The sequence below is a fragment of the Agarivorans litoreus genome (assembly GCF_019649015.1).
Taxonomy (GTDB): domain Bacteria; phylum Pseudomonadota; class Gammaproteobacteria; order Enterobacterales; family Celerinatantimonadaceae; genus Agarivorans; species Agarivorans litoreus.
Genome location: NZ_BLPI01000001.1, coordinates 1825239 through 1849438 on the forward strand (window position 1 = coordinate 1825239; position 24200 = coordinate 1849438).

At 44.9% G+C, this 24200-nt stretch carries 22 protein-coding genes and 3 tRNA genes; 10 read left to right on the forward strand and 15 right to left on the reverse strand.

The window, feature by feature from the left end:
• Positions 1 to 76 precede the first annotated feature (76 nt).
• Both K5L93_RS08455 and K5L93_RS08460 read left to right on the forward strand, forming a co-directional pair.
• Positions 77 to 466: a DUF3302 domain-containing protein gene (locus tag K5L93_RS08455; RefSeq protein WP_220719299.1), complete on the forward strand. Its 390-nt coding sequence runs from the start codon at positions 77 to 79 to the stop codon at positions 464 to 466.
• Entirely contained in the window at positions 466 to 1608 is a 1143-nt protein-coding gene (locus tag K5L93_RS08460) for an HlyD family secretion protein (protein ID WP_220719300.1), read from the forward strand. Before K5L93_RS08455 ends, K5L93_RS08460 begins: the two co-directional genes overlap by 1 nt.
• A 51-nt stretch (positions 1609 to 1659) precedes the next feature.
• On the opposite strand, the gene K5L93_RS08465 is transcribed toward K5L93_RS08460, so the two are convergent.
• Positions 1660 to 2307 carry a YceH family protein gene (locus K5L93_RS08465; RefSeq protein WP_220719301.1) on the reverse strand — a complete coding sequence of 216 codons (648 nt, stop codon included), beginning with the start codon at positions 2305 to 2307 and terminating at the stop codon, positions 1660 to 1662.
• Positions 2308 to 2611: 304 nt separating this feature from the next.
• Between K5L93_RS08465 and K5L93_RS08470 the strand changes: the two genes are divergently transcribed.
• The 3 genes from K5L93_RS08470 (at position 2612) to K5L93_RS08480 (ending at position 5563) form a co-directional block, all read left to right on the forward strand.
• Positions 2612 to 3739, forward strand: a complete 1128-nt coding sequence (locus tag K5L93_RS08470; RefSeq protein WP_220719302.1) for a GGDEF domain-containing protein — start codon at positions 2612 to 2614, stop codon at positions 3737 to 3739.
• Positions 3740 to 3904: 165 nt separating this feature from the next.
• A complete protein-coding gene (locus K5L93_RS08475) occupies positions 3905 to 4684 on the forward strand; it encodes an ABC transporter permease (protein ID WP_220719303.1) in 780 nt (259 codons plus the stop codon).
• Between the two features lie 123 nt (positions 4685 to 4807).
• Complete coding sequence (locus tag K5L93_RS08480; protein ID WP_246615019.1) at positions 4808 to 5563, forward strand: isocitrate lyase/PEP mutase family protein; 756 nt, start codon at positions 4808 to 4810, stop codon at positions 5561 to 5563.
• A gap of 48 nt (positions 5564 to 5611) precedes the next feature.
• Here the strand turns inward: K5L93_RS08480 and K5L93_RS08485 are convergent, their stop codons facing one another.
• Positions 5612 to 6181: an NADPH-dependent FMN reductase gene (locus K5L93_RS08485; RefSeq protein ID WP_220719305.1), complete on the reverse strand. Its 570-nt coding sequence runs from the start codon at positions 6179 to 6181 to the stop codon at positions 5612 to 5614.
• A 106-nt stretch (positions 6182 to 6287) separates the two neighbouring features.
• On the opposite strand from K5L93_RS08485, the gene K5L93_RS08490 reads away from it, so the two are divergent.
• Positions 6288 to 7178, forward strand: a complete 891-nt coding sequence (locus tag K5L93_RS08490; RefSeq protein WP_220719306.1) for a LysR family transcriptional regulator — start codon at positions 6288 to 6290, stop codon at positions 7176 to 7178.
• Positions 7179 to 7187: 9 nt separating this feature from the next.
• Here the strand turns inward: K5L93_RS08490 and K5L93_RS08495 are convergent, their stop codons facing one another.
• The gene (locus K5L93_RS08495; RefSeq protein ID WP_220719307.1) at positions 7188 to 7775 is read right to left on the reverse strand and encodes a DUF1287 domain-containing protein; all 588 of its coding nucleotides are present in this window, start codon (positions 7773 to 7775) and stop codon (positions 7188 to 7190) included.
• A gap of 269 nt (positions 7776 to 8044) precedes the next feature.
• Between K5L93_RS08495 and K5L93_RS08500 the strand changes: the two genes are divergently transcribed.
• A complete protein-coding gene (locus tag K5L93_RS08500; RefSeq protein ID WP_016399804.1) occupies positions 8045 to 8221 on the forward strand; it encodes a hypothetical protein in 177 nt (58 codons plus the stop codon).
• 205 nt (positions 8222 to 8426) lie between these two features.
• On the opposite strand, the gene pulA is transcribed toward K5L93_RS08500, so the two are convergent.
• A complete protein-coding gene (pulA, locus tag K5L93_RS08505; protein WP_220719308.1) occupies positions 8427 to 11666 on the reverse strand; it encodes a pullulanase-type alpha-1,6-glucosidase in 3240 nt (1079 codons plus the stop codon).
• Positions 11667 to 12558: 892 nt separating this feature from the next.
• Here pulA and codB point away from each other — a divergent pair.
• Genes codB through codA form a run of 3 tightly spaced genes read left to right on the forward strand, consistent with a single transcriptional unit; the run spans position 12559 to position 16279 of the window.
• Positions 12559 to 13818 (forward strand): cytosine permease, encoded by a 1260-nt coding sequence (gene codB, locus K5L93_RS08510; RefSeq protein ID WP_220719309.1) that lies wholly within the window; start codon positions 12559 to 12561, stop codon positions 13816 to 13818.
• A gap of 11 nt (positions 13819 to 13829) precedes the next feature.
• Positions 13830 to 15026 carry a PucR family transcriptional regulator gene (locus K5L93_RS08515; RefSeq protein ID WP_220719310.1) on the forward strand — a complete coding sequence of 399 codons (1197 nt, stop codon included), beginning with the start codon at positions 13830 to 13832 and terminating at the stop codon, positions 15024 to 15026.
• Entirely contained in the window at positions 15023 to 16279 is a 1257-nt protein-coding gene (codA, locus tag K5L93_RS08520) for a cytosine deaminase (protein WP_220719311.1), read from the forward strand. Before K5L93_RS08515 ends, codA begins: the two co-directional genes overlap by 4 nt.
• Positions 16280 to 16376: 97 nt before the next feature.
• Here codA and K5L93_RS08525 read toward each other — a convergent pair whose 3' ends face one another.
• From K5L93_RS08525 to K5L93_RS08575, 11 genes are all read right to left on the reverse strand, one after another.
• Positions 16377 to 16922 carry a lipid-binding SYLF domain-containing protein gene (locus K5L93_RS08525; RefSeq protein ID WP_220719312.1) on the reverse strand — a complete coding sequence of 182 codons (546 nt, stop codon included), beginning with the start codon at positions 16920 to 16922 and terminating at the stop codon, positions 16377 to 16379.
• A gap of 97 nt (positions 16923 to 17019) precedes the next feature.
• Positions 17020 to 18051 (reverse strand): galactose-1-epimerase, encoded by a 1032-nt coding sequence (galM, locus tag K5L93_RS08530; protein ID WP_220719313.1) that lies wholly within the window; start codon positions 18049 to 18051, stop codon positions 17020 to 17022.
• Positions 18052 to 18310: 259 nt separating this feature from the next.
• Positions 18311 to 19189: a substrate-binding periplasmic protein gene (locus K5L93_RS08535; RefSeq protein ID WP_246615020.1), complete on the reverse strand. Its 879-nt coding sequence runs from the start codon at positions 19187 to 19189 to the stop codon at positions 18311 to 18313.
• A 150-nt stretch (positions 19190 to 19339) separates the two neighbouring features.
• Positions 19340 to 19537, reverse strand: coding sequence for a hypothetical protein (locus tag K5L93_RS08540; protein WP_220719314.1), 198 nt, complete (start codon positions 19535 to 19537; stop codon positions 19340 to 19342).
• A gap of 30 nt (positions 19538 to 19567) precedes the next feature.
• A complete protein-coding gene (locus K5L93_RS08545; RefSeq protein WP_220719315.1) occupies positions 19568 to 19717 on the reverse strand; it encodes a hypothetical protein in 150 nt (49 codons plus the stop codon).
• Positions 19718 to 20767: 1050 nt separating this feature from the next.
• A tRNA-Pro gene (locus K5L93_RS08550) sits at positions 20768 to 20844 on the reverse strand.
• 252 nt (positions 20845 to 21096) lie between these two features.
• Positions 21097 to 21172 (reverse strand) — tRNA-His (locus K5L93_RS08555).
• Positions 21173 to 21202: 30 nt separating this feature from the next.
• Positions 21203 to 21279: transfer RNA gene (locus K5L93_RS08560), tRNA-Arg, on the reverse strand.
• A gap of 164 nt (positions 21280 to 21443) precedes the next feature.
• A complete protein-coding gene (locus K5L93_RS08565; RefSeq protein WP_220719316.1) occupies positions 21444 to 22982 on the reverse strand; it encodes a glutamate synthase-related protein in 1539 nt (512 codons plus the stop codon).
• Positions 22983 to 23114: 132 nt separating this feature from the next.
• Positions 23115 to 23567 (reverse strand): DUF3291 domain-containing protein, encoded by a 453-nt coding sequence (locus K5L93_RS08570; RefSeq protein ID WP_152783671.1) that lies wholly within the window; start codon positions 23565 to 23567, stop codon positions 23115 to 23117.
• Complete coding sequence (locus K5L93_RS08575) at positions 23558 to 24067, reverse strand: GNAT family N-acetyltransferase (protein WP_220719317.1); 510 nt, start codon at positions 24065 to 24067, stop codon at positions 23558 to 23560. The genes K5L93_RS08570 and K5L93_RS08575 overlap by 10 nt, the downstream gene beginning before the upstream one ends.
• Positions 24068 to 24200 lie beyond the last annotated feature (133 nt).

Consider the following 24200-nt stretch of genomic DNA (forward strand, 5'->3'; position numbering starts at 1 on the left):
AGTATCGTTATCGACTATTATCGTTTAAGCTAAACAATAGATTCTCTTAATCGCAAAAATATCCCAAGGAGGGACCATGTTTTTGGATTTTTTCGCTTTAGGGCTGCTGTTTTTCGTAGGTTTAACCTTGTTCTACGGCATCATTGCCATTCACGACATTCCTTATGAAATATCTAAACATCGCAATCACCCTCACCAAGACGCCATCCATGTGGCCGGTTGGATAAGTTTATTCACCCTCCATGCTATTTGGCCCTTTTTGTGGATATGGGCCACCTTGTATCGGGAAGACCGAGGTTGGGGTTTTAAGCAGTTGCAACAGCAAGAACACGAACTAGAGCAAAAAGAACAGCAATTGGAAGGTCAGAACGAAGAGTTAAGTGCAGAAATCACCAAATTAAAGCGCCAAGTCGCCATCATCAGTAAACATGTGCAACAACTAGAGCAACAACAGGGGAATCAATAATGGATTTATTGCTTATTCTCACCTACACCGGCATTTGTATTGCTATTTTCAAAATATTCAATATCCCGTTAACTAAATGGACTGTGCCAACAGCGGTATTAGGTGGTATTTTGCTTATTGGCACTCTAATCATTTTAATGAATTACAACCATCCTTACACAGCTAACGCCCGTCAAGTATATACCTCCGTGCCTATTATGCCCTTGGTGCGCGGAAAAGTTATAGAGGTGCCAGTAAAACCCAACCAGTTGATTAAAGCTGGCGATGTATTGTTTAAACTTGACCCCGAGCCGTTTGAAGCGGTAGTAGAGCAGCGCGAAGCAGAAGTAGCGGCAGCCCAGCAACAAGTACCGCAATTGCTAGCTCAATTGGCCAGCGCCCAAGCCACCACCAATGCAGCGAAAGCCGAGCGAGACCGCACCCAAAAGGCTTATCAACGTTATGCTGAGGGCCGTAAGAAAGGCGGCAAAAATAGTCCATTTACCGAACTAGAAGTAGAGAACCGCCAACAAGCGTATTTAGCAGCCGAGGCTCAACTGCAGGTAGCTCAGGCTAACCAAACCAATGCTCAATTAGCTTACGATTCACAAATTAATGGTGTGAATACTAATGTTGCGCGACTTCAAAGCCAATTAGACAAAGCCTTGTTCGATCTGGAACAAACTGTTGTTCGTGCACCAACAGATGGTTATGTCACCCAACTCGGTTTGCGTAAAGGCATGATCGCAGTACCTATGCCACTACGCCCAGTGATGACCTTTATTCCTAAAGAAGAGAGTATTTTTGTAGGGGCTTTTTGGGAAAACTCCATCAAACGCTTACAAGAGGGCGACGATGCTGAGTTTATTGTCACAGCTCAGCCTGGCATTGTATTTAAAGGTACCGTACTTCAAGTATTACCAACTATTGCCGAAGGTGAATTCCAAGCTAACGGCAGCTTACGAGGTGCAGAGGCCTTTTTTGTTCATAGTCGCAGCTTAGTGATTATTGACCCCGAACCGCGTTTTGATGAATTTGATTTCCCTATGGGTATTAGTGGGCAAGTCGCCATTTACACCGAGCACTTCCATCATGTATCAATGATTAGAAAAGTATTGTTACGCATGCAAGGTTGGGTGAACTACATCTTCCCCTTCCACTAAGAGTAGTAATCTTTATCATTAAAAAGGCCAGCGAGTTGCTGGCCTATTTTATTATTGCTCTAATTCTCTAACCCGCAGTGTTAAGTCGGCCAATTCTTGGCGCAGCGCATCTATTTGTTGCTGTAATTCAGCGTTTTGCTGAGCGGCCACCGGAGCGCTAGCCTCCTTAAGACTTGCTGCTGGCAAAGCAGGCTCACCGGAAAACAAATGAGCATAACGAGACTCTCGCTTACCCGGTTCTCTTTCAAGCTTAAGCACCAGCTTACCTGCATCATGCTCGGTTAACTCAAGCAAGCTTTGCTCTACTTCTTGCACATTGGTAAAGTTGGCTAAGCGCTGGCTACGGGTACGCAGCTCACCGGGAGTTTGCGGTCCACGCAAAAACAGCAAACAGATAATGGCTCGTTGCCCCTCTGTTAACTGCAAACCACCAAATTGGCTGTTACAGAAACGGTGTTGATAACGCACCACTCGGCCTGCCATTGGTGCTTCGGTAACAATGCGTAAGTCTTGCAGTTGCACCAATACATCTTGAACTTCTGCTTCACTCAACGCCATAACCGGTTCGCGATTACTCTTTTGATTACACGCTAAAGTGAGAGCGTTAAGTGATAGAGGGTATTGATCTGGGGTAGTTGTTTCTTTTTCTAGCAGCGCACCAATAACACGGGTTTGCTCTAAGCTTAAATTCTGTTCCACTCTTCACCTCTTTAAAACAATAACGAAACGTAAGTTTTCTCATTAATCGCTTAAGAATACGTTAATCTCACAATAGAAGCAGCTGCTTGTCACATGTTTCTGAAAGCTCCGCAATTCGATATGCTAAGCCCTCACTTTCTCGGCTAAATTTTATACAACAAACACTCTTATTTGAGCTTTTTTTGATGTAGATTAGTTCTACTGATCTGATTACTGGTTAAGGTGGTCACCCACTCAAATAGACGTCAGATGCATACAGTACAAGAGTGGTTTTTTAATAAGGTGAAGCTGGACGCAACATAGTATGGAATCATTTCGTTGGACATCAGATTTTGAAACAGGGATCTCTGTTGTTGACGAGCAGCATCGCCACTTAATTGATCTCATTAATCAAATTGGTGAACAGCTCACCGACAGCCACCCCCTGCAACAATCCGCGATCGAGTCGCTTAGCCAAGAACTAAACAATTACGTTAAAGAACACTTTCGTGAAGAAGAATTGCTTATGGCCAAGCACAAAGTGGATCCGCGCCATTGCCAAGCTCACGTAAAAGCTCACAGAGAATTTTTAGGCGAAGTCGCTAAGCTCAGCCAATTTAACCACGACAATAAGCAAAGCAAAATTAAACACCTGCTTGATTATCTCATTCAATGGTTGGCCTATCATATTCTAGGCATCGACCAAGTGCTCAGTAAACAGCTGCGTTACATCGAAGCCGGCGACAGCCCTGCATCTGCCTATAGTAAAATTGAGCAGCCTAAAGATTTGGCCACCGAGCCTCTAATCACCGCCTTACGCGGTTTATTTCACCAAGTTAGCGTGCGTAATAACGAGCTGCTAGAACTCAATCAAAATCTTGAGCAAAAAGTACAAGAACGCACTCTAGCACTGCAAAAAACCAATCAGCATTTACAATCTTTAGCGCATACCGATGTGCTCACGGGATTGCCTAACCGCCGCCATGCAATGATTCAACTCATGGAGCTTTGGAAGCAATCGCTTGAAAGCAACAGTCCATTAGCTTGCATGATGATAGATGCTGATCACTTTAAACAAATTAATGACCGAAATGGTCACGATGCTGGCGATGCGGTGTTAATGCTACTGGCGCGCGCATTGCGCGAATCGGTGCGTAACGATGATGTAGTAGCCCGTTTAGGTGGCGATGAGTTCTTATTAATTTGCCCCAATACCAGCTCAGAAGGTGCATTAAACCTTGGGCACAGCATTCGTGAACGTATTGCTAATATGCAACTCAACCACCAGCGCTATAGCATTACCGTAAGTGTAGGTATTGCAAGTCGTAGCAAAGACATGCAGCACCACGAAGCGATTATGAAAGCAGCCGATAAAGCGGTTTATAAAGCCAAGGCAGAGGGTAAAAACTGCGTACGTAGCTATGAGGATGTATCCAAGCAACAAGCCTGCTAAGCACTACGGGCTGTTTATCTTTCGCGGTTAAATGTTGTTCGCGAAAAAATCAGCTCAAAAGATAAACAGCCCCTAACCTTTTCTAACAAGACAGAAAAATCCACTCAGGTTAAACTGATTATTCTAAGCCCCTTAGATTAGCGCTCTTGTTATAGGAAACCTGCCATGACCATAGCTATTAGCTGGCCAGCACTTGCCACCTTTTCGCTAATACTGTTGATTCCGATTGGGCTTAATTGGCGCTTTAAACTTAGCCTAGGTAAAGACATAGCCAGCAGTTTAGTGCGAATGCTGCTGCAGCTTGTATTGCTCGGCTTGTATCTGCAGTTTTTGTTTGATTTAAACAATTTGTGGGTAAATTTACTGTGGCTGACAGTGATGTTAATTGTGGGTGCCAGCGCCATTCTTGGCAAAGCCAAATTACCTAAAAGAAACTTGTTTATACCAGTCTTGTTGGGGCTGGTGCTGGGCTTAAGTCCTTTACTGACACTGCTGCTATTCGCCTTACTAAAGCCGAGCCCTAGCTATAGCGCTCAGTACCTCATTCCCCTAGCAGGCATGCTTTTAGGCAACAGCCTTAGTGGAAACATTGTGGCTTTGCAGCGCCTATTTAGCGCACTGGATGAAAAAACCGCCGAATACCACGCTTATTTAGCGCTTGGCGCTAATAGAGTACAAGCAACTCAAGGCTTTGTGCAAAATGCTATGCAGCAAGCTTTTGCACCTGTACTCGCCTCTATGAGTACCGTAGGTTTGGTCACCCTTCCAGGTATGATGACCGGTCAAATACTCGCAGGCAGTGACCCAATGGTAGCGGTGAAGTATCAACTAGTGATTCTAATTGCTATTTTTGTCATGCTAAGTATCTCAATTTCAACCACGCTTAGCCTGAGCGTTCGAATTGCCATTAGCCCAACTGGGCTGGTTAAAATCAGTAAAGAGTAGTTTCTTAAAACTGCATATCACGGTCTACTCAAACGGACTAAAAAACAAATACTTGTTCAGTTTTCGGTTGTTGAGTATTTCCACTCAATGTACCTTTTAGCTTTAGATTCTGAGACAACAGCTATGACATTCAATGACTTACACCATCAACAATCACCACTACTACTCTGCAATGTTTGGGATGTTGCCAGTGCGAATATAGCCAAAAAGCTTGGTTTTACCGCAATAGGAACATCAAGCGCGGCAATTGCTGCTGCCCGAGGTTTAGATGACGGTGAACAGCTTTCGTTTAACGATCTAATCCAAGTTGTTGCGCAAATAAAGCAACACTGCAGTTTACCCTTAAGTGTCGATATAGAAGCGGGTTATAGCCAACACCCTCAAACTATTGTCGACAACATACTGTCACTCAACAAACTCGGTGTAGTTGGAATAAACATTGAAGACAGCGTGGTAAAACAGCAGCGAGAATTGCTGTCTGCGAACGACTTTGCAGCCACGCTTTCCTTTATAAAAAACCAGCTGATGCAGAGAGAGATAGAAATCTTCATCAATGCCAGAAGTGATGTTTTCCTTGTTGGCTGCAAAGATGCCGTAAGGCTAGCCAAGCTACGTATGCAACTTTACATCGACGCCGGTGCAGATGGGATCTTTTTACCCGGTATAGAACAACTGGAACATATTGAAGAACTAAGTCAACACTGCAGCGTGCCGCTAAATGTAATGTGCATGCCGCATTTAGCTAACTTTGCTCAACTGCATGCTGCTGGGGTTAAACGCATCAGTATGGGTAACTTTGTATTTAACAACATGCAGCAACATCTAGAAAGTCAGCTTGCCAGCATTAAGCAAAGCCAATCTTTTGCTACCTTGTTTTAAGGCTTGGTATTAATAGCTCCTGCCATTGCCGGAGCTTTTAAGGCCATTTTATTTAGCCAAACGTTTTGCGGTTTCAGCAACCCCAGCGCCTAAGGCTTTTACGCGCTGCTCCATATCTGTATCGGTTAATTGCCCTTCACTATTGAATGCCTGATAGGAAGAACCAACAGCCACTTGGTTTGGGCTAACCATTACTCCTAAGTTGAACAAAATATCACGGGTATGTGCCAAGCCACGAATGCCACCTAAACCACCGGGAGAAGTTGCCATGATACCTGCCACTTTTCCTTGGAAGGCTGAGCCAATATCGGCATCCTTGGAAGGGCGAGATAACCAATCTAAAGCATTTTTTAATACGCCTGAAATTGAGCCATTGTACTCCGGGCTGGCGATCAACATGCCATCGGCCTGCGCAAAAAGGTGTTTTAAATCGTTAACTGAAGCAGGCGTGCCCTCGGCTTCTAAATCTTCTGAGTAAAGAGGGATGGCAAAATCAGGTAAGTCCACATAGCGAACTTCAGCGCCAGCTTCCTCGGCACCTTTGGCCGCAATTTTTACCAAGTTTTTATTGAACGATTGAGCGCGTAAGCTGCCTGCAATAGCAATTAATTTAGTCATGTTGTGCTCCTAGGCCTAGCCTGAAAATGGAATTTATTTTCGATTTGAGAGCATTCTTACACAAGCAAATTTGAAGAAAAACAACACCTGTGCAACACTTCTGTGCATGAATGCACACAAGAATGATTGGAACGACATCCATATAGCTTATAAGGTTGCAACCTTAGGCACGCTTACCGCTGCCGCAGAAGCACTGGATGTACACCACAGTACGGTATTACGGCGAATAAATGCCTTGGAAGAGCGCCTAGGCACCCGCTTGTTTCATCGCCATGCCCGCGGCTACCAAGTCACCGAAGCAGGTTTATTACTTACCCAAACCGCCGAAAGCACCCAAAACGACTTTAACCGTTTATTGGGCAAACTGGCCGGCACCGACAATCAGCTTTCCGGGACCTTGGTATTAACCACAGTGAACAATATGGCCGAGCTGCTATTGCCAATGCTGGCCGACTTCCAAGCGCTTTATCCCAACATCAAATTGGAATATGCCGCCGACAGTAGAATTTTGAAACTAGAACACGGCGAAGCTCACGTAAGCATTCGCCCTGGTAAAAAGCCTAAAGATCTAGACTACGTGGTGCAGCACTTAGCCGATAGCCCCGTAACTCTGTATGGCTCAAGTGCTTATCTTAAAAAATACGGAAAAATAAAAAGCTTAAACAAGGTGGCTGGACATAAGTTTATTTCAACCATTGAGCCCTACTCGCAGATTAGCTTTATTAACTGGATGAATAGCGAGTTAGATCCGCAACAAATTGCTTTGCGGGTAAACGACTTTAATGCCTTTATTCCGGCCATAAAAGCTGGGTTTGGCGCAGCACCACTCAATTTTGAAACCGCCAAGGCCTACCCAGACCTGCTGCCGCTAATGGCACCACCAGAACACTGGGCCATTCCACAATGGCTTACCACCCATGTAGATATGCACCGCACCAGTAAAGTTCAGGCCTTCACGCAGTTTTTGAAGCAACGTTTTAATGCGCTAGCCAACTAATTGAAGTGCTTAGTCTACCTCAGGCAAATAACGGTAATGGCCGGTTATTTGGTAACTAAACAGCATGTCGTTTAGTTGCGGCCCCAGGCCAATGTTATGAACAATTTTTGGAACGCCAGCTGCTGTGTATTGGTCACTCACAATGCCGATATGGGGCAGATTACCGGGGAGCATCCAAGTCACAATATCACCTGGCAAATAGCTGCTAGCGCTATCACTTACAGCTACCGATTCACCATGGCGGGTAAAAAACACCTGAAGATTAGGCACTCTGCGATGGTCAATATTACGATCGGTGCGGCTTAAGCCCCAGATACGTTTAGATGGATACTGCGCAAAATGCTGCTTCATGTCTTCATGTACTAGAACCTGTAGATCAATGCCAAGTGCACGGTAGGAACGAATAAGCACATCGGTGCACACCCCAAAGTGTTCGGGCACATCACCATTAGGGTAATCCAGCGCAAAGTAGGCACCATTGTAAATCACCGTGTGCTCTGTTCGCGTCAAGGCAGCATCAACCAACTGTTGCGAAAAAGTGCTGCCAAGCACCGGTAATGAAACCACGCCTACTAGCAACAACACCAACCTAAACATAATACTCCCTATCGATGACTTACCATTCACTCAACGCTATCTTACTCATTTCCAGCATCATTACTAACAATTAAGTCAATGTGAAGACGCCATTCACCCATATTTACCAATGCAAGCTTATAGTGCATAGCTAGATCCAGCTCACTAAATAAGCAAAATTCTCTAATACTATGGAGGTAGCTCTAACCCTCAATTGATGTAGATCATTTTTTGTAGGCTACTCGCTGGTTATGTTGAAAGTGTAACAACAATAAATAGAGGTAATAAAAATGGAATTAATACAAGATCCGCGTTGTTATACCGACGTTTGTATAGACGGCCAATGGTACCACTACGACCATTGCGGCACTTCTGCTTATATGCTTAAAGGTGGAGCGTCTTCGGGCATAGAGTTGCAAAGCATTCCCACCACCGAAAACGAATTAATCGAACTATTGTCTAGATAAGAGCTGGTAACTTGCACCTGTTCGAGCTGAACGGGTGGCTAGTTTTGACAAAGCATGCGCCACACATTGATTGGCTAAACCGCTAAGTGCAAAGCCTCCATTTCTGCTTGTGCCTTTCCCCTACTACAAAGACTCGCAAAGAAAAACGGCTACCCGAAGATAGCCGTTGTTGCTGCTGCAGTATCGGCTGCAGTGTTTACCAGATTTATCCCTTCACTGGTAAGCCATCACCACGTGCAGCCAAACGAGGCTGAACGAATACTGCAGTGGTCATAGCAGGTACTTCAAAAGTGCCATCAGCAAACTCAGCGCCTTTAACCACTAAGTCAGTTGAACGTTGCTGTACAGGGTGCAACTCAAATCCCTGTGCATTGTTAATGCTAACTTGCTGGGTTTCTGCTGTTGCGTTTACCATCACCACAATCGCATCATAGTTACTGTCTAAGTCAGCGCCTGAATGAATACCATTGTCGATTGATTGCACAATCACACCCGGTATTTGGTCTAGCCCAGTATTGTGGAAGTCGATACGCGCCATAATGTCTTGCTTAGCATTCATGCGGAATAGCGTTGAGCTGGTGCGCATTTCCATTAAATCAAAGAAGCGTAGTTTGGCATCTTCAATATGTTGCGGCTCGGCTTGAGTTTCAGGGTTAGCAATGATTTTCTTAATCACATCATAGTTTGCGCCATCGATGTGTTTCATCGGCAAGCCCTTGTTCCAGTTGTTATCTTGGGCGGTGAAATCAACACGGTTGTACCAATCACCCGAGTCATAACTATCACGCTCCATTGACTTAGAACGCAGCAACTCTGAGCCCATGTGGATAAACGGTATACCTTGACCTGTCATCACCGTAGATAAAGCAACGGTTTGCATACGTGCACGTTGCTCTGGCGTTAACTCTTCGGCCAATTTGTACTGATTAATGTCCCACAGAGTTTGGTTATCGTGCTTAGATACGTAAGAAATATTCTCTTGGGCACTTTCGGTGTAGCCCGCTGGTTGCTCATCACCACCATAAAGCAATTCACTGCCCTTGATGCGATCGCCATTACGGTCAACAAATTGGAAATCGGCCAAGTTACCCGCCATGCCTACACGGATAAGGTCGGCGTTGTACATCCAAGTTTCGTTGTAAGTGCTGTCAGGCGTATCGGCATTGAGTTCATTGGCTAAAACCGCATTGGCAAAACCTTGCTGCTTACGTAGCTGCTCACCATCATCAAATGGACTACCACCACGAATACCATCACGTAAACGGTCAGAGAAAGTACCTATTCCAGTGCCCGCCATGTTTAGCTGGTTTGCTTGAACAAAACGAGCGTCATCTTGCACTTCACCAAAGGTCCAGCCTTCGCCGTAAAAGTAATTATCTGGCGATACTTTTTGCACTTCTTCTAGTGCTTCGATCATTAAGTCTTTTGGTTGGTGACCCATTAAGTCAAAACGGAAACCGTCAATTTGGTAATCACGCGCCCACACAATTAACGAGTCAACCATCAGCTTACCCATCATTTTGTGTTCGGTAGCGGTGTTGTCACAACAGGTTGAGTTTTCCACTACACCGGTATCAATGGTTAAGCGTTGGTAGTATCCCGGTACAATTTTATCCAACACCGACTTATCGTTGCTAGGGCCAGAACCATGGGTATGGTTATACACCACATCCATAATCACTCGCATATCTTGCTGATGTAAATGCTTCACCATTTGGCGGAATTCTAGAATACGCTGTTTGCCATGTGCATCAGTAGCATAGCTGCCTTCTGGCACATTAAAGTGGAACGGGTCGTAACCCCAGTTAAAGCTATCGTACTGGCGTAAATCGTTCACTAAAGCCTGTACTTTTTCAGTGGCAGGATTTTCATCAACATAAGCTTGCAGCACATCTTCAATCACCGCCGACTTATCGGTACCGTCTTCACACACGCCAGCATTGGCATTTAGCTCACACAGCTCACCAATGGTGCCATCAATGTCTACGCGATTTACTTCATCAACCGTAGCAATATCAAACACTGGTAACAGGTGCACATTATTTAAACCGCGATCGCGTAACTGCATTAAATGCTTATAACTGGCGCGTTCTTCATCGGTAAAGGCTAAGTACTTACCGGTATATTCTGGATTACCATCTTCATCGGCAAAACTAAAATCTCGTACCTGTGTTTCGTACAATACGTAATCGGTCGGTGAGTCAATGGTTGGCGGAACAATGCTGTCCCAACCACTTGGGAACAATTCACTGTCATTTTGTAAATCAACGACCTGCGAATGGGTGCTATTAGCCGATAAACTGAGTGAGTAAGGGTCGGTCACCATTAACGTTTCAATACGCTGACTATTTGGATGGTATACCTCCACTTGATAGCGGTAAAAAACATCCACCATATTAGGCATCGCATCGCTAGACCAAATACCCGTTGCAGGATCAAACTCCATAGCCACAAAGCCTTGATCGGCGCGTGCGCTTAAGTCTTCATCGTACAAGGCCAGCTTTACATCTTTAGCCGTAGGTGCCCAAAGACGGAAAGTTGTTAAGCTGTCTTGAATCACCGCACCCAGTGGCTCATCTTTAGCATTTTCCCAATATAGGTCATCTAGCGCCCCAGGAATTTGCAACAAGGTAGCAGCAACCACTTCTTCATCTTGATTATACGCCGCAGCCACTAGCTGGCCTTTTATCACCTCGGCAGCTTGTTCTGCATTTAATTCGTAAGCTTGTAAATGCGCTAAATGAGGGAATTGAGCTTTCACCTCTGCTGGCATCTCAGTAATGTTTAATTCTAGGGCTTCGCCACCCTCTATTGTCTTATCTTCGATATTCACCGAAATGCCAGCATTGGCAGAATGGTACAGTTTAAATTGGCTACCATTTGCATCCCATAGAATGAGGTTATCACGCACCCAATGTGCACTTGCGCCAACAATGCCAACTGGAGGTTGGTTTACCTCGGTATAATCGGTATCTACATACACCTTGTCATCGCCCGCCTTTATCAAGCCATGTTTGTAGTCTGTGTAGTAGAAGCGCAGGTCGCCAGTTTGACCACCTTGCTCTAAATTACGCGGGATCATATTGATACACTCACCAGCATGATAAGCGTCAATCACCCAGTAAGCGCCGTAAGTTTCGTTAATGCCGGTGTATGCCATGCCAGCATCCCAACCACCTGTAGCGTCACCGTCAGTGCCATCGCCCCAACCATTACAACTGGCATCGTTCCAGCCGTGAATAGTCCAACCTTGGTAGTATTCTTCTAAAGACTGATTGCTTGCTTTGGCATCGTTTAAACGGTAATAAATGGCAATTTGACCGTCTTTTAGGTCTACAAGACCGTTTTGATCACCATTGTCATTGTTACTGCTGCTATTACAGGCAGCCAACGAAACTGCAGCCAGCACTGGCAACGTTAACCTTGCCACTTTAGATAATTCCATTCCGAGATAACCTCATTAGTTTTATTTTTATAGTGTTTAATGCTTTGAAACTTTCATTTTTCAGCCTATACATCTAATTAAGCCAAAACTGTGAGATATGCCTAGCTAAGGCTTAAGCGTTCAAATATCAATCAATCGATTTCTCATTTATCTACCCGCGTCACTATTTTATTCTAAAAAATAAAAATAACTTAGATAATAAAACCATGAAAAGGTGAAATTCAGGCAGATTATGGTTTAAAAGGTAGTTTGCAAGCGCGGACTTAAAAAAGAAAAGCACCAGTAATCAGATTTAGTGCTTAAAAAGGGGCTAACTTTTCATTGAGCAAGTGCTAGCAGAAACAGCACTATACTAGGGTCTGTTGATCTTTGGTGTTGAAATTTTGTTCGAGATAAGCGGGCTTTAATCGCGGCGAGCACTTAGAAGCCTAGTGGGCTAAGCAAAAAGTGCTTAACAAAGAGTAAAGTTCGCTTATCCGAACCCTTCGGGCAGCATTTCTTAGCCATTTATTTAACGTTAGCGAGTGATTATTAAGCCCATTTAACTGCACACTCACTGCCTTGCCTAAATAGCTAATAAATTGCTGCAAAAACCATCAGCAAAGATCAACAGACCCTAGGCATAGTTACGCCCCAAAAACCATCAGATACGCGCCATAGTAGTGCGTTTAATTGCAATCTTTTTTGAAACAAATTTCTCCAGCCCTACCTACAGCAATTTTATGTGCAAACGGTACATTTCGTGCAGAACAAAAATCACCCATTTGCACAACAAAACTCAAGCCAAAAGAACAGCATATTTGGCACATCTTTTGGAACGCTTAACACGATGGAATAACTAGCGTGACCACCAATATAGCGATTGTTGTCACCAATAGATGGAGTTAACACAATGAGCCAAACTAACGATTTTCCACTCTCGGCGGTTCCACAAGACGCCCGTAAAGGTTTTTGGTCTACCGCTTTTGTACTTTTAGGGTTTACTTTCTTCACTTCCACCATGTGGGCAGGTGGCACACTTGGCACCTCATTTAGTTTCACCGAGCTGCTGTGGATCATACTAATAGGTAATTTGCTATTAGGTAGCTATGCCGCTGGGCTGGCTTATGTGGCGTATAAAACCGGCTTAAACTCGGTGTTGCTAGGGCGATACTGTTTTGGAGAGCATGGTAGCAAGCTGTCTGACATTATCTTAGGTTTTACCCAGATAGGCTGGTACGCCTGGGGTACCGCCACCATAGCGATTATTCTGCTTAAGCTGCTCAATTTACCCGAAAGCTACGCAACACCTTTAATGGTGCTGTTTGGCTTTGGCTTTTGTATTACCGCGTTTATTGGCTACAAAGCCTTAGAAGTTCTTTCCAAAATATCTGTCCCCGCCATGCTGGCATTTATCGGCCTGTCGATTTACCAAGGCAGTATTGATATAGGTGGCTTATCCCAACTTAGCAACATTGCGCCAAGCGATACCATGGCATTCTCTGCGGCAATTACGTTGGTATTTGGGACCTTTGTAAGTGGCGGAACCCAAGCAACCAATTGGAGCCGTTTTGCTAAGTCTGGCCGCATAGCGGTTATCACTACTTTGTTAGCTTTCTTTATTGGCAATGGCTTAATGGTATTTGTCGGCGCGTTCGGCGCGATGGTTTACCAACAAGCCGACATCGTAGACGTACTAGTAAGCCAAGGCTTTATTTTGGTTGCCATTTTGATGTTATTTGCCAATATCTGGACAACCCAAGACAACACTATTTACAACTTTGCCGCTGCCGGCTGTAACTTGATGAGAACCGACAAGCGCCGCTTAATTACTTTAGTTGGTGCAGCCATCGGCACCCTGCTAGCAGTATTTGGCATGTACAACCTGCTTATCCCATTTTTAATCCTTTTGGGCACCTTTATTCCACCCATTGGCGCCATCATCATGGCTGATTTTTGGTTTAAACATCGTGGGAACCCACCAGCATTAGAGCAAATTAAGCTGCCTAGTTTCGATAAATGTGGTTTAGCCGCATACGCGGTTGGTTCGGCTGCAGCCTACTATTCCCCTTGGATAGCGCCGTTAGTTGGGATTGTTGTGTCGGCCAGTTTCTATGGTGTATTGCTGCACATTAGCTCGGCTCAGCCCTTAGCCAAACAAACGGCCAGTTAAGGAGGTAGTGCTTGGCTATTCGCGCTAAAGATATTCCCCTAATCCCCGGTTTAGAGAGCATTAACTTGCTTACCGGGGAAGCTTCTCAACAAGCTATTCGCTGGCCATACTTAGCCGAGAACAAAGAGCTAGCACCTTGGTTAACCGGTGGTGAACTCGTCTTTGTTACCGGCATAAATTTGCAACGAAGTGAACAAGAGTATTATCAACTTATAGATGAAGCTTTAGAAAAGTCGGCAGCAGGCATGGTTATTCTGACCCACTCAGAGTTTATCGACACCATTCCCGAGTGCGTGATTAGCTACGCCAACCAACATCAATTTGCTGTACTAGAGCAACCTTACAGCTTGCCTATGGTTAAAGTGACCGAGCTAATTTGTAAGGCCTTAATTCAAGACAACCTATCTAGCCACTCGCTACAGCATTTTATTAGCCATGTGATTAATAGCCCCAACCAACTGTCGTTGTTGTCTCGACACCGCGCCAAAGAATTAGGCTTAAACTTTGATGCGGCCATTAGTATTGCCCAGCTACAACCACAAGTTAGCGATGCAAGTGACTTAAATGTTTGGGTATTTCAACTTCGCCAGTGGCTAAATCGCATGCGAAGCCCCTACCCGCTAATTGAAGATCATCATGGCTGGTATTTATTATTGCCCATTCAAGCCCAAGACTCTTTAGAGCAACAACGTAGCCTTTGGCAGCAACTCAATCAGTATTTAATGCAACAAAAGCTTAAATACAATTTGGGTGTGAGTGTTAGCCCACAAGGCTTAAACCAGTTGGCCAATGCTGCTTTGCAGGCTAGACAAGCAGCAGAGTTTAGCCAATTACAAAGCCATCATTCCGCCATTGTGCACTACTTAGATTTAGGGGTGAGCCGAGTATTTGCCGCCATAGAAGATCCGCAAATTTTACTGAATTTTTGCTGCGACAAACTCGGGCCCTTATTCCATTGCCAAGAACCTAGCTTAATCACCCTTAAGCATACGCTGCGCTGCTACTTTGACAATTTAGCTAGCCTAAGACAGACCGCCAAAGAGCTAAATATTCACCGAAATACGCTCAGCAATCGTCTCGCCAAGGTACAAACGCTCACTGGTTGTGACCTAGAACAAGCGCAGCAACGTCTAGAATTACAAAATGCCCTGCTGATGGAGCCAATAACAATCCAACGGCAACAACATTCTGTTCAAGGATTATCATGAAAATTATTAACGCACGTTTAAGAGGGCAAACAGAGCTGTTTAGTCTATCTGTTGCCCAAGGGCTAATTACTCATATCACTCCGCAAGCCGCGGCTTTATCAGCTAACTTGCCAAAATATGAAGAAGCGATAGATGCGGCAGGTAATTTATTATCTGCTCCTTTTGTTGAGCCGCATATTCACTTAGACGCAGTGCTCACTGCCGGGCAGCCCTCTTGGAACATGAGCGGAACCTTATTTGAAGGCATTGAACGCTGGAGCGAACGCAAACCGCTGCTCACTCCCGAAGACATTGAACAACGGGTGTTAAAAACCGTGCAACTGTTGGTTGAAAATGGGGTGCAGTACATTCGCACCCATGTTGATGTGACCGATCCACAACTCACCGCGCTTAAAACCATTGCTAAGCTAAAACCTAAGCTGTCTTCTGCAATTAATTTACAAATTGTTGCCTTTCCCCAAGAAGGGATCTGGTCTTTTCCCAATGGCAAAACCTTAATGGAGCAAGCCATTGAAGAGGGGGCAGATGTGATAGGAGGTATTCCCCACTTCGAATTTACCCGCGAATATGGGGTAGAGTCGATGCGCTGGGTGGTGAAGCTCGCCAAACAACATGATCTATTGGTAGATGTGCACTGCGACGAAATAGACGACGAAGCATCGCGCTTTTTGGAGGTATTAGCCACCGCAGCCTTAGAGCTTGATATGGGCGAGCGTGTTACCGCCAGCCACACCACCGCGATGCATTCTTACAACAACGCCTATTGTTCTAAGTTATTTAGGCTACTCAAAAAATCTAAAATAAACTTTGTTTCTTGTCCTACCGAGAGCATTCACTTACAAGGCCGCTTTGATACCTATCCTAAACGACGCGGCGTAACGCGAGTGAAAGAGTTATGCGAAGCCGGCATGAATGTCTGCTTCGCCCAAGATTCTATTCAAGACCCTTGGTATACCTTAGGCAACGGTAAACTGCTACGAGTATTAGACGCTGGCTTACACATCTGCCACATGATGGGTTATAAAGAGCTATCTAAAGCCTTAGATCTTATTACCAACAATGGCGCCAAAACCTTACAAATAGAAGCTGAATACGGTATTGAGGTAGGCAAACCTGCAAACTTTATTTTGCTGGAAGGAGAAGACGATTTATCGGTGATTCAACGCCAAGGCGAAGTACTGTTATCGGTGCGTAATGGCGAGATACTGGTTCAGCGTCAACCAGCTAAGCTAATTAAACATTGTTCATTTTAGGCTGAGTAAACGACAAGTAATCGGCTAGAAGGCGCTTTAACAGCGTATAAAAAAACGGACCTAACAGGTCCTTTTTTTAGTACCTATACCTAAGACCCTAGTTAGCGGTAAAGTTAAATTTCTGTCCGCCAATACTGGCTTCATACATTAAACCACCTTTAGCTAAGGTGAATACTGCATAACCACTTACATAATGCGCTTTAGATTGGGTTTCACCCGCGGCTGCTCCAGTGCCAGAAGTACCTGCTTGAGCAGAAGCGCCAACGGTTAAAGCCACTGCGCTCGCTTGAGCACCAAACTCGAAGCTGCCGCTAGTAAACTCGTCGTAAGCGCGTTTATCTTGAAGGAAAATGATTTGGCTAAACGCTTGCCCACCGAGTTGGAAACCAAGTGTAACTTGGCCCATATTTACGCTGCCTGTAGATGCTCCGCCTCGGTAGACTTTACCCTCACCGTAAGCGCCACCAATACCAATGCCACCCTTACCAATGGTAGGAAACACCGCATAGCCATAAGCATTGTTAAAAAATGGGGTGGTTCGATCAGATTTTTTGAACTGCTGAATCGTAGCTTGATAATCGTCTGCGACGGCTTGAAAGCTTAATACAAGCACACCAACGCACAGTGCCAACCATTTCTTCATAAATAAACATCCCTAGATTTGGAGTATGGTGCAAGCAGCATACACGATGTATGTGAAAATCGGTACGCTGCCTACAAAAACTTCAATATTGGAAAATTTATGCCGTGGGTTGATACACGCGATAACAGGTTTGATATTGATAACGTTCGCCTGGCTTTAACCAACAGCTTTGGTGTGGCCAATCTGGGCGGTTGGGAGAGTCTGGCAAAAATTGGGTTTCTAAAGCAACGCCACTATGAGCCTGATACACTTCGCCGTTGTGCCCCGGATTACCGGTTAGGAAATTACCAGTATAAAGCTGGATCGCAGGTTTATTGGTATACACTTCCATTGCTAGCGACGCGTCATCGGCAATAATACGGGCTACTGGCTTGCCATCACTCACCACCTGTTCTTGCAGCAAGTAACTATGATCGTATCCGCCCACTAGCTGCTGATCGGGATCTTTCTTAAGATCTTTAGCAATCAGCTTAGCTTGCCTAAAATCAAAGCCAGTTCCTTCTACAGGTTTTAAGCCATCAACCGGAATACCATCAGCTGCTACTGGCAGGTAATGATCTGCTGCAATGTATAAGTGGTGCTGTAATACCGTTGAGCTCGCGGCATTCAAATTAAAATAACTATGGTCGGTGAGATTTACTGGACAGGCTTTATCTACAGTAGCTGAGTAATCCAGTACTAACTGATTATCTTCATCTAAGGTGTAATCAAGCTGCGCTTGCATATTACCAGGAAATCCACACTCTCCATCGGCTGAGCTAATAGTAAAACGAACTTTGTTGTCTGCCAGCTGCTCGCCTAGCCAATCGCGATGGCTAAAATCATTGGCGCCATGTAATTGGTGCTCATCTTGATTGGCACTTAAGGCATAAACCTGCCCTTGGTACTCAAAGCGCGCTTGCTTGATGCGGTTAGCATAGCGCCCCACCGTAGCACCTAAGTAAGCGTCTTGTTTTAGGTAATCCTCAAAGCTGTCACAACCCAGAACCACTTCACGTAACTCACCGCTACTAAGTTTTATTTTTAAACTGGCTAGGGTAGCTCCCCATGCCAATACCGTGGCCTCACTCCCCTTAGCATTCCTAAGGGTAAACGTTTGCACTTTTTTATCTTGCTGTGCGAAAGGCATGAAAAACTCCTAAAACTAATTCAATACAATGAGAGTAACAAAAAGGTGGGAAACCTCTGCAACCCGCTAAATAAGGCGATACTAGCCTAGCTTAACGGAAGATTTTTGATGCAGTCCACAGTTCAACATAAGACGCAAAAAACGTAATAGCCTTAACAACAAAAAAGTGAACTTAATCACCTTTTATACTAGGCGAAATGACGATGTTTTCACAACCAATATTACTGTTTGAAGTAATTAAACAGCTAAATACATGCGCTTACCGCAAGTTTTTAACAAGGTTAGGGAGCACCCAAAGTTTATCTTCATCAATCGGCGTCTTTGGATGTAAAGACGGATTGCGTAGTTTAAACACCAAGCGATTTTCCATTAAATCTGCCAATTTGTGGTAATTAAATTTTTTAAATAGCGCTTCAAAACTACCATCATCAATGGCTAGCCTTAAACCTTGCTCTAAACGCTCGGCTAACACGGTGTTTTCTGGGTTTACAAAGTAATAAATGGGTGCGGGATAACTGAGTAATATTCTTGGCTCTGCAACAAAACCTTCCCGTTGATGCTGTTTTAATTCGGCACCTACTTCGCTAATACCTCGAGGAAAATAATCAAAGCGGCCGCGCTCTAACATGCCAAACAAACCTTCATAGGTTTTGCCTTCAATTACTGGCAAACGATTGTATTCTAGTATCTCAATATCAGGCCAGCCCATACCTTGCCCTGCGCGCATTTGAGCCAATTCACTAAGCTGTTGAATGTCTCTAAATCGACGAAGGTCTTCTCGGCGGATCATCAATACCCGCTGGCCTAATAAGCCCTTCAATAAAGGAATGCGTACAGCCAGCAGTTTTGACTCACGCTCAAGGCTGGTCATGGTCCAAACTACATCTATACAACGCTTGCGCTGTAACTGCTGTAGCGCCCTATCTTGCATCATCCGCACTGCGCAAGTTTGCGTTTGGTAGGCCCCAAAACCCGCTTCAGTTTTACTCAAAGCTAAGTTCAGCAATTCTACGAAATATTGTTGGCGTTTATCGTTATCGCTTTCGGGTTGAGCATGTCTCACCACGATATTTGCTGCATGGACTTTCGCTAAAGCAATCACAAAAATGACTAATATCCATAAATAGCGGCAAGGCATAGGAATCATCCATCATTAACTCATTCGCTAATTGTATGAAATCGGCGAGTCAAGCAGCAAGCAAACAGATCAACAAAACATCAACAGCTATGAAATGATAACTCACCAATAAAACCAATTTTTCATAAAATGAGACAGCGAGAGTAATTCTTAGTTAATAGTGAGCCAAAGCGGGCTTTGCTCGCTAGGTGTGCTAGCGTGTAAATAGGGCTTATTTAGTTTAATCACCGTGCGAGATCTTAGCTCGTTAACTAGATTGTCGTATCGATAGCGAGAAAACAGTGCATCAAAGCTACTATCGCTAAAGGCGATCCATAAACTTTGTTCGATACGCGCTGCGGTGCTCATTGTCCACACCATATCAATACCGTGGTTATTTTACAGCTGCAGCAAAGAGCGATTTGGGCGCATTTTGGCTTTATTGCTCTCGAGACGAAACGGCCCAAGCTCCTGCTCAGTTTTAGACAAGACCAAGTCGAGTAAATCGATAAAGTAGCGATTTCGTAAGTCTTTCGCCTTGCGGCGCAATATGGCGTACCAGCTGAGGGCTTAGCTCAGCGGCAATAGATATCGAGCAAAGCGATAGACTGGTAAACACAATCTGCAATAGCCTTTGTGTTAATGACTGCAAAACGACTCAACAAATAGATAGTCAAACTCTTTAATACTTACCAGTGACGTAAGCTATGTATCATAAGCTTACCACTAAGGTTTATACTTGGCTTAACCTCAACAATAAGGATTAGCTTTGCTGCATTCATTACTCAACAACAGCGTTATAGCTTTAAGTATATTAGTGCTCACTGCTTGCTCCACAGGGAACCATGGCTCCTATGCCGAGCGGAGCTTTTATCAAGGAAATACTAGGGGCTGTTGATCTTTTCTGATGGTTTTTGCAGCAATTTATTAGCCATTTAGGCAAGGCAGTGAGTGTGCAGTTAAGTGGGCTTAATAATCACTCGCTAACGCTGAATAAATGGCTAAGAAATGCTGCCCGAAGGGTTCGGATAAGCGAACTTTACTCTTTGTTAAGCACTTCTTGCTTAGCCCACTAGGCTTCTAAGTGCTCGCCGCGATTAAAGCCCGCTTATTTCGAACAAAATTTCAACACCAAAGATCAACAGACCCTAGTAACTTAAGATATATTGGTCCCGCCAGTGGCAAACACTGCCAAACGTATGCTTTATATCTATTTCCATTAAAGCAAAACCCATCAACAGCACTCGCCTTAGCGCAAGCAAAGCAATCTCAAGACTCCACCCTAATGCTAACCGACCTTAGTATTAGTGACGTTACGCAATGGGGAATTGGCTACGCTAAACGCTGTATATTGGTCACCGCAGACGCCTACGGGAAATAAGCGTTTTCTAAAGTTAGGTGATGAGCCGAGGTTAAACGTCGAACTCCCACAGCTCTTACTTATTATTCAGCCATAAAAAAAAGCCCCGTCATAACTGACGGGGCTTTCTAATTGTGGTCGGTGATGCGCCAAGGTTAAAAGGCGAACTCCCCATTCATTGCTCAATTCCAAGCTAAAGAAAGCAAAAAGCCTGCTCGATGAGCAGGCTTTTTAGAAGGTGGTCGGTGATGAGAGATTCGAACTCCCGACCCTCTGGTCCCAAACCAGATGCGCTACCAAGCTGCGCTAATCACCGATTTTCTTGATATTTCAGAAGACTAAACCCTCTGGTCCCGCTCTTTATGAGCTTCGCGATGATGCGCTATCAAGCTGCGCTAATCACCGATTTTCTTGATATTTCAGAGGACTAAACCCTCTGGTCCCACTCTTTATGAGCTTCGTGACGATGCGCTACCAAGTTGCGCTTGTCATCTTAATTATTGTAGAGCAAGCTCTTAACAATAATCAAACTATTGCGATAACAACGAATCTCGTTGCATCTAAATAATGGGGTGAGTAATGGGATTTGAACCCACGACAACCGGAATCACAATCCGGGGCTCTACCAACTGAGCTATACCCACCACTGAGTATTTCGAGCGTTTCCGAAGCAATGGCGCACCCGACAGGAGTCGAACCTGTGACCTTCGCCTCCGGAGGGCGACGCTCTATCCAGCTGAGCTACGGGTGCTCAACGCTGGCGGAGGCGTATATTAGGGTTTTAGCCCCGCCCTGTAAAGACATTTTAGAAAAAAACTGGTAATTGCTGACTTTTCCAGCAAGCCTTGCAAAAACCAGCAATTTTAAGGCTAGCTAAACCACCAAAATCAGCTTTGTCAATTTAACAATGCACTCCTAAATCGTGCTAAAACCTGCGTAAGCTATTCCGCTTAAATAAGCCATTTCTCGATGCCACGTTGCCAAGTCGTCTTTAGTGAATTGATTAAGATGATGATGCCCACACGCACGTGCCATAACCTGCATTAGCGCTACCGATGCATCAAAGAAATTAGCCAATTGCTGAGCCGATTTGTCCACCTTTAAACGCTGGCGTAAATCGGCATTTTGGGTGGCAATCCCAGCTGGGCAATTATTGGTATTACAGATCCGCGCTGCCACACAACCTATGGCTTGCATGGCACTATTAGATACCGCTACACCATCGGCTCCTAAAGCCATGGCTTTGACAAAATCCATAGGTAAGCGCAAACCGCCTGTTATAATCAAACTCACCCTGCCACTGGCACCTTGTTGGTCAAGATAGCGTCGCGCTCTGGCTAAGGCCGGAATGGTAGGCACACTAATATGGTCCCTAAATATTTCTGGTGCTGCCCCAGTACCGCCGCCACGCCCATCTAATATGATGTAGTCAGCGCTGCTATCTAAAGCAAATTGAATATCTCGCTCGATATGGTTAGCACTTAACTTAAAACCAAGGGGAATGCCGCCGCTTATTTCACGCACCCGATCGGCAAAATGTTTAAAGTCTTTGCTACTGTGTAAATCAGCAAAGGTGGGCGGGGAGATTGCCGGTTGCCCTTCAGCTATGCCACGAACTAAAGAAATTTTGCCATGGTTTTTATTGCCAGGTAAATGCCCTCCGGTGCCGGTTTTGGCACCTTGCCCTCCTTTAAAGTGAAAAGCTTGAACTTGAGTTAGCAGTGATTCTTGATAACCAAATTTGGCGCTGGCTAACTCATAAAGGTAACGGGAATTTTGTTGCTGCTCTTCAGCCAGCATGCCGCCTTCGCCAGAGCAAATACCAGTTCCAGCCAACTCGGCGCCTTTAGCCAACGCGATTTTAGCTTCTTCCGATAAGGCACCAAAACTCATATCAGAGACAAACAGAGGTATCTTTAGCTGCAGTGGCTTTTTCGCCTCTGGGCCGATAATCAGTTCTGTGGCCACAGATTGATCTTCCATCAAAGGCTTTTTGGCCATTTGTGCCACCATCACTTGAATGTCGTCCCAATGTGGCAGAAGATGCCTAGGTACTCCCATCGAGGTCATTGCTCCATGGTGACCCAGTTTTGATAAACCTTCACGCGCCAATTGATGAATAAAGGCAACGGTGGGTTCTTCAGTGGTAGCAGTGGCTTGAGGTGCAGCACTTTTTGTTTGAGGCTGTGGGGCTTCTTGGCCTATTTGCTCGGCGCTAAACTGCTTATGGCTGCCATCACAAAATGGGCTATTCCCCGTGGTTTTACAAGCACATAAATAAGCATCACCACTTTCTTCTGCGGTAAAAGCCTTGGGGCTAAGGCCAGTACCTGCATGGCTACCATCACAAAAGGGTTGGGATTTAGAACGACCACAGCTGCAAAAGTAGTATTGGTCTCCCTTAGTTAAACTCACCTTGTTGGGTTTGTCATCGGCAATAATCGGCTTAGTCATACCCTCTCCTTGCGCAAAAATGGCGGGGCATACTCGCCCTGCATTTACTTAGCTTAGACGCTTTCTCTCCAAAGGGGAGCAACAAAACCTGAGTAGCAAAAGATGCTAAAGGCTATTAAATGACAGCCTAGATTAGCGCTGTAAGGCGTCTTCTGCGCTAAATGTTTTTTTAAAACTAAAGGCCTGAGCAGTATCTCCGTGCTTCCTTAATAATTCTAAACGCTCAAGTGCCTCAGCGGTGCTGGGAACATGGCCATCTTCCACCCACCACAATACGTAAGTTGCCAACGGCGATTTATCAAACCACTCTGCCCGGCGTTTCATAATGTCGATGTGATGTGTTTTAAACATAAAGTGCTGCAGACTAGCTAAAGACTCCCATACCGATAAATTGACAATCATCCTTGGGTTATCAAAAGCTTGCACATCAGTCGCATTGCCGGTGTCGTCTTTAAGCCGCCAAATAAAGCCCTCGCTCGCATCAGCAATGGCATTAATGGGATCTAAATTATCGACAAAATCTTTGAGCAGGGGTGAATCTAAATCATCTTTGGCGGTAGCTATATTTAACTGCGCTAGTTGCATGTTTTCTCCTTAGTTTGCTCATTAAGTGTTAGGCGCATTGGCACATCTATAATGCCCTTGGTATTGCGCTGTTCTTGCTCGGCAACAAAGCCCCAAGCCTGATACATCGCTTTAGCAGATAACGACGCATTAACCGTAAATTCGCCCTTATTGCCGTTTGCTATACATAGGGCTTTAGCGTGTTTCCAAAGGCGACTTGCCAAGCCTTTTCCTTGAGCAAGCTCGGCAACAAAAAGGTGATAAAGGTGACTGTTATCCCGAGTGGCAACCACACCTAATAACTCCACCTTACCTGCCTGTTTTTGCTCGGCGAGGTGATAACAAAAACCCTCGCGGATATAAGAACGAATTGCTTTTTCGCTCATCGATCTCAGCAAGCGCTTTGCTGCTTGCTCGGTAAAATCATCCAGCAAGAAACGACGAGACAAATCGCAAAGTAATTGGCTAATGGCCGCAGCGTCCTCCACTTTGGCAGCTCGGATGGTTACATATGAATTCACTTGTTTTCCTCGTAAAAACCAAAGCTTGAACTAGGGTCTGTTGATCTTTGGTGTTGAAGTTTTGTTCGAGATAAGCGGGCTTTAATCGCGGCGAGCACTTAGAAGCCTAGTGGGCTAAGCAAGAAGTGCTTAA

Bases quoted from the DNA above. Each gene is read 5' to 3' on its own strand.
- K5L93_RS08455 (WP_220719299.1), top strand. From the start codon at position 77: ATGTTTTTGGATTTTTTCGCTTTAGGGCTGCTGTTTTTCGTAGGTTTA.
- K5L93_RS08495 (WP_220719307.1), bottom strand. From the start codon at position 7,775: ATGTTTAGGTTGGTGTTGTTGCTAGTAGGCGTGGTTTCATTACCGGTG.
- codA (WP_220719311.1), top strand. From the start codon at position 15,023: ATGAAAATTATTAACGCACGTTTAAGAGGGCAAACAGAGCTGTTTAGT.
- K5L93_RS08540 (WP_220719314.1), bottom strand. From the start codon at position 19,537: ATGAGCACCGCAGCGCGTATCGAACAAAGTTTATGGATCGCCTTTAGC.
- K5L93_RS08480 (WP_246615019.1), top strand. From the start codon at position 4,808: ATGACATTCAATGACTTACACCATCAACAATCACCACTACTACTCTGC.
- codB (WP_220719309.1), top strand. From the start codon at position 12,559: ATGAGCCAAACTAACGATTTTCCACTCTCGGCGGTTCCACAAGACGCC.
- K5L93_RS08475 (WP_220719303.1), top strand. From the start codon at position 3,905: ATGACCATAGCTATTAGCTGGCCAGCACTTGCCACCTTTTCGCTAATA.
- galM (WP_220719313.1), bottom strand. From the start codon at position 18,051: ATGCCTTTCGCACAGCAAGATAAAAAAGTGCAAACGTTTACCCTTAGG.
- K5L93_RS08500 (WP_016399804.1), top strand. From the start codon at position 8,045: ATGGAATTAATACAAGATCCGCGTTGTTATACCGACGTTTGTATAGAC.
- K5L93_RS08490 (WP_220719306.1), top strand. From the start codon at position 6,288: ATGAATGCACACAAGAATGATTGGAACGACATCCATATAGCTTATAAG.
- pulA (WP_220719308.1), bottom strand. From the start codon at position 11,666: ATGGAATTATCTAAAGTGGCAAGGTTAACGTTGCCAGTGCTGGCTGCA.
- K5L93_RS08535 (WP_246615020.1), bottom strand. From the start codon at position 19,189: ATGCCTTGCCGCTATTTATGGATATTAGTCATTTTTGTGATTGCTTTA.
- K5L93_RS08565 (WP_220719316.1), bottom strand. From the start codon at position 22,982: ATGACTAAGCCGATTATTGCCGATGACAAACCCAACAAGGTGAGTTTA.
- K5L93_RS08485 (WP_220719305.1), bottom strand. From the start codon at position 6,181: ATGACTAAATTAATTGCTATTGCAGGCAGCTTACGCGCTCAATCGTTC.
- K5L93_RS08470 (WP_220719302.1), top strand. From the start codon at position 2,612: ATGGAATCATTTCGTTGGACATCAGATTTTGAAACAGGGATCTCTGTT.
- K5L93_RS08525 (WP_220719312.1), bottom strand. From the start codon at position 16,922: ATGAAGAAATGGTTGGCACTGTGCGTTGGTGTGCTTGTATTAAGCTTT.
- K5L93_RS08570 (WP_152783671.1), bottom strand. From the start codon at position 23,567: ATGCAACTAGCGCAGTTAAATATAGCTACCGCCAAAGATGATTTAGAT.
- K5L93_RS08460 (WP_220719300.1), top strand. From the start codon at position 466: ATGGATTTATTGCTTATTCTCACCTACACCGGCATTTGTATTGCTATT.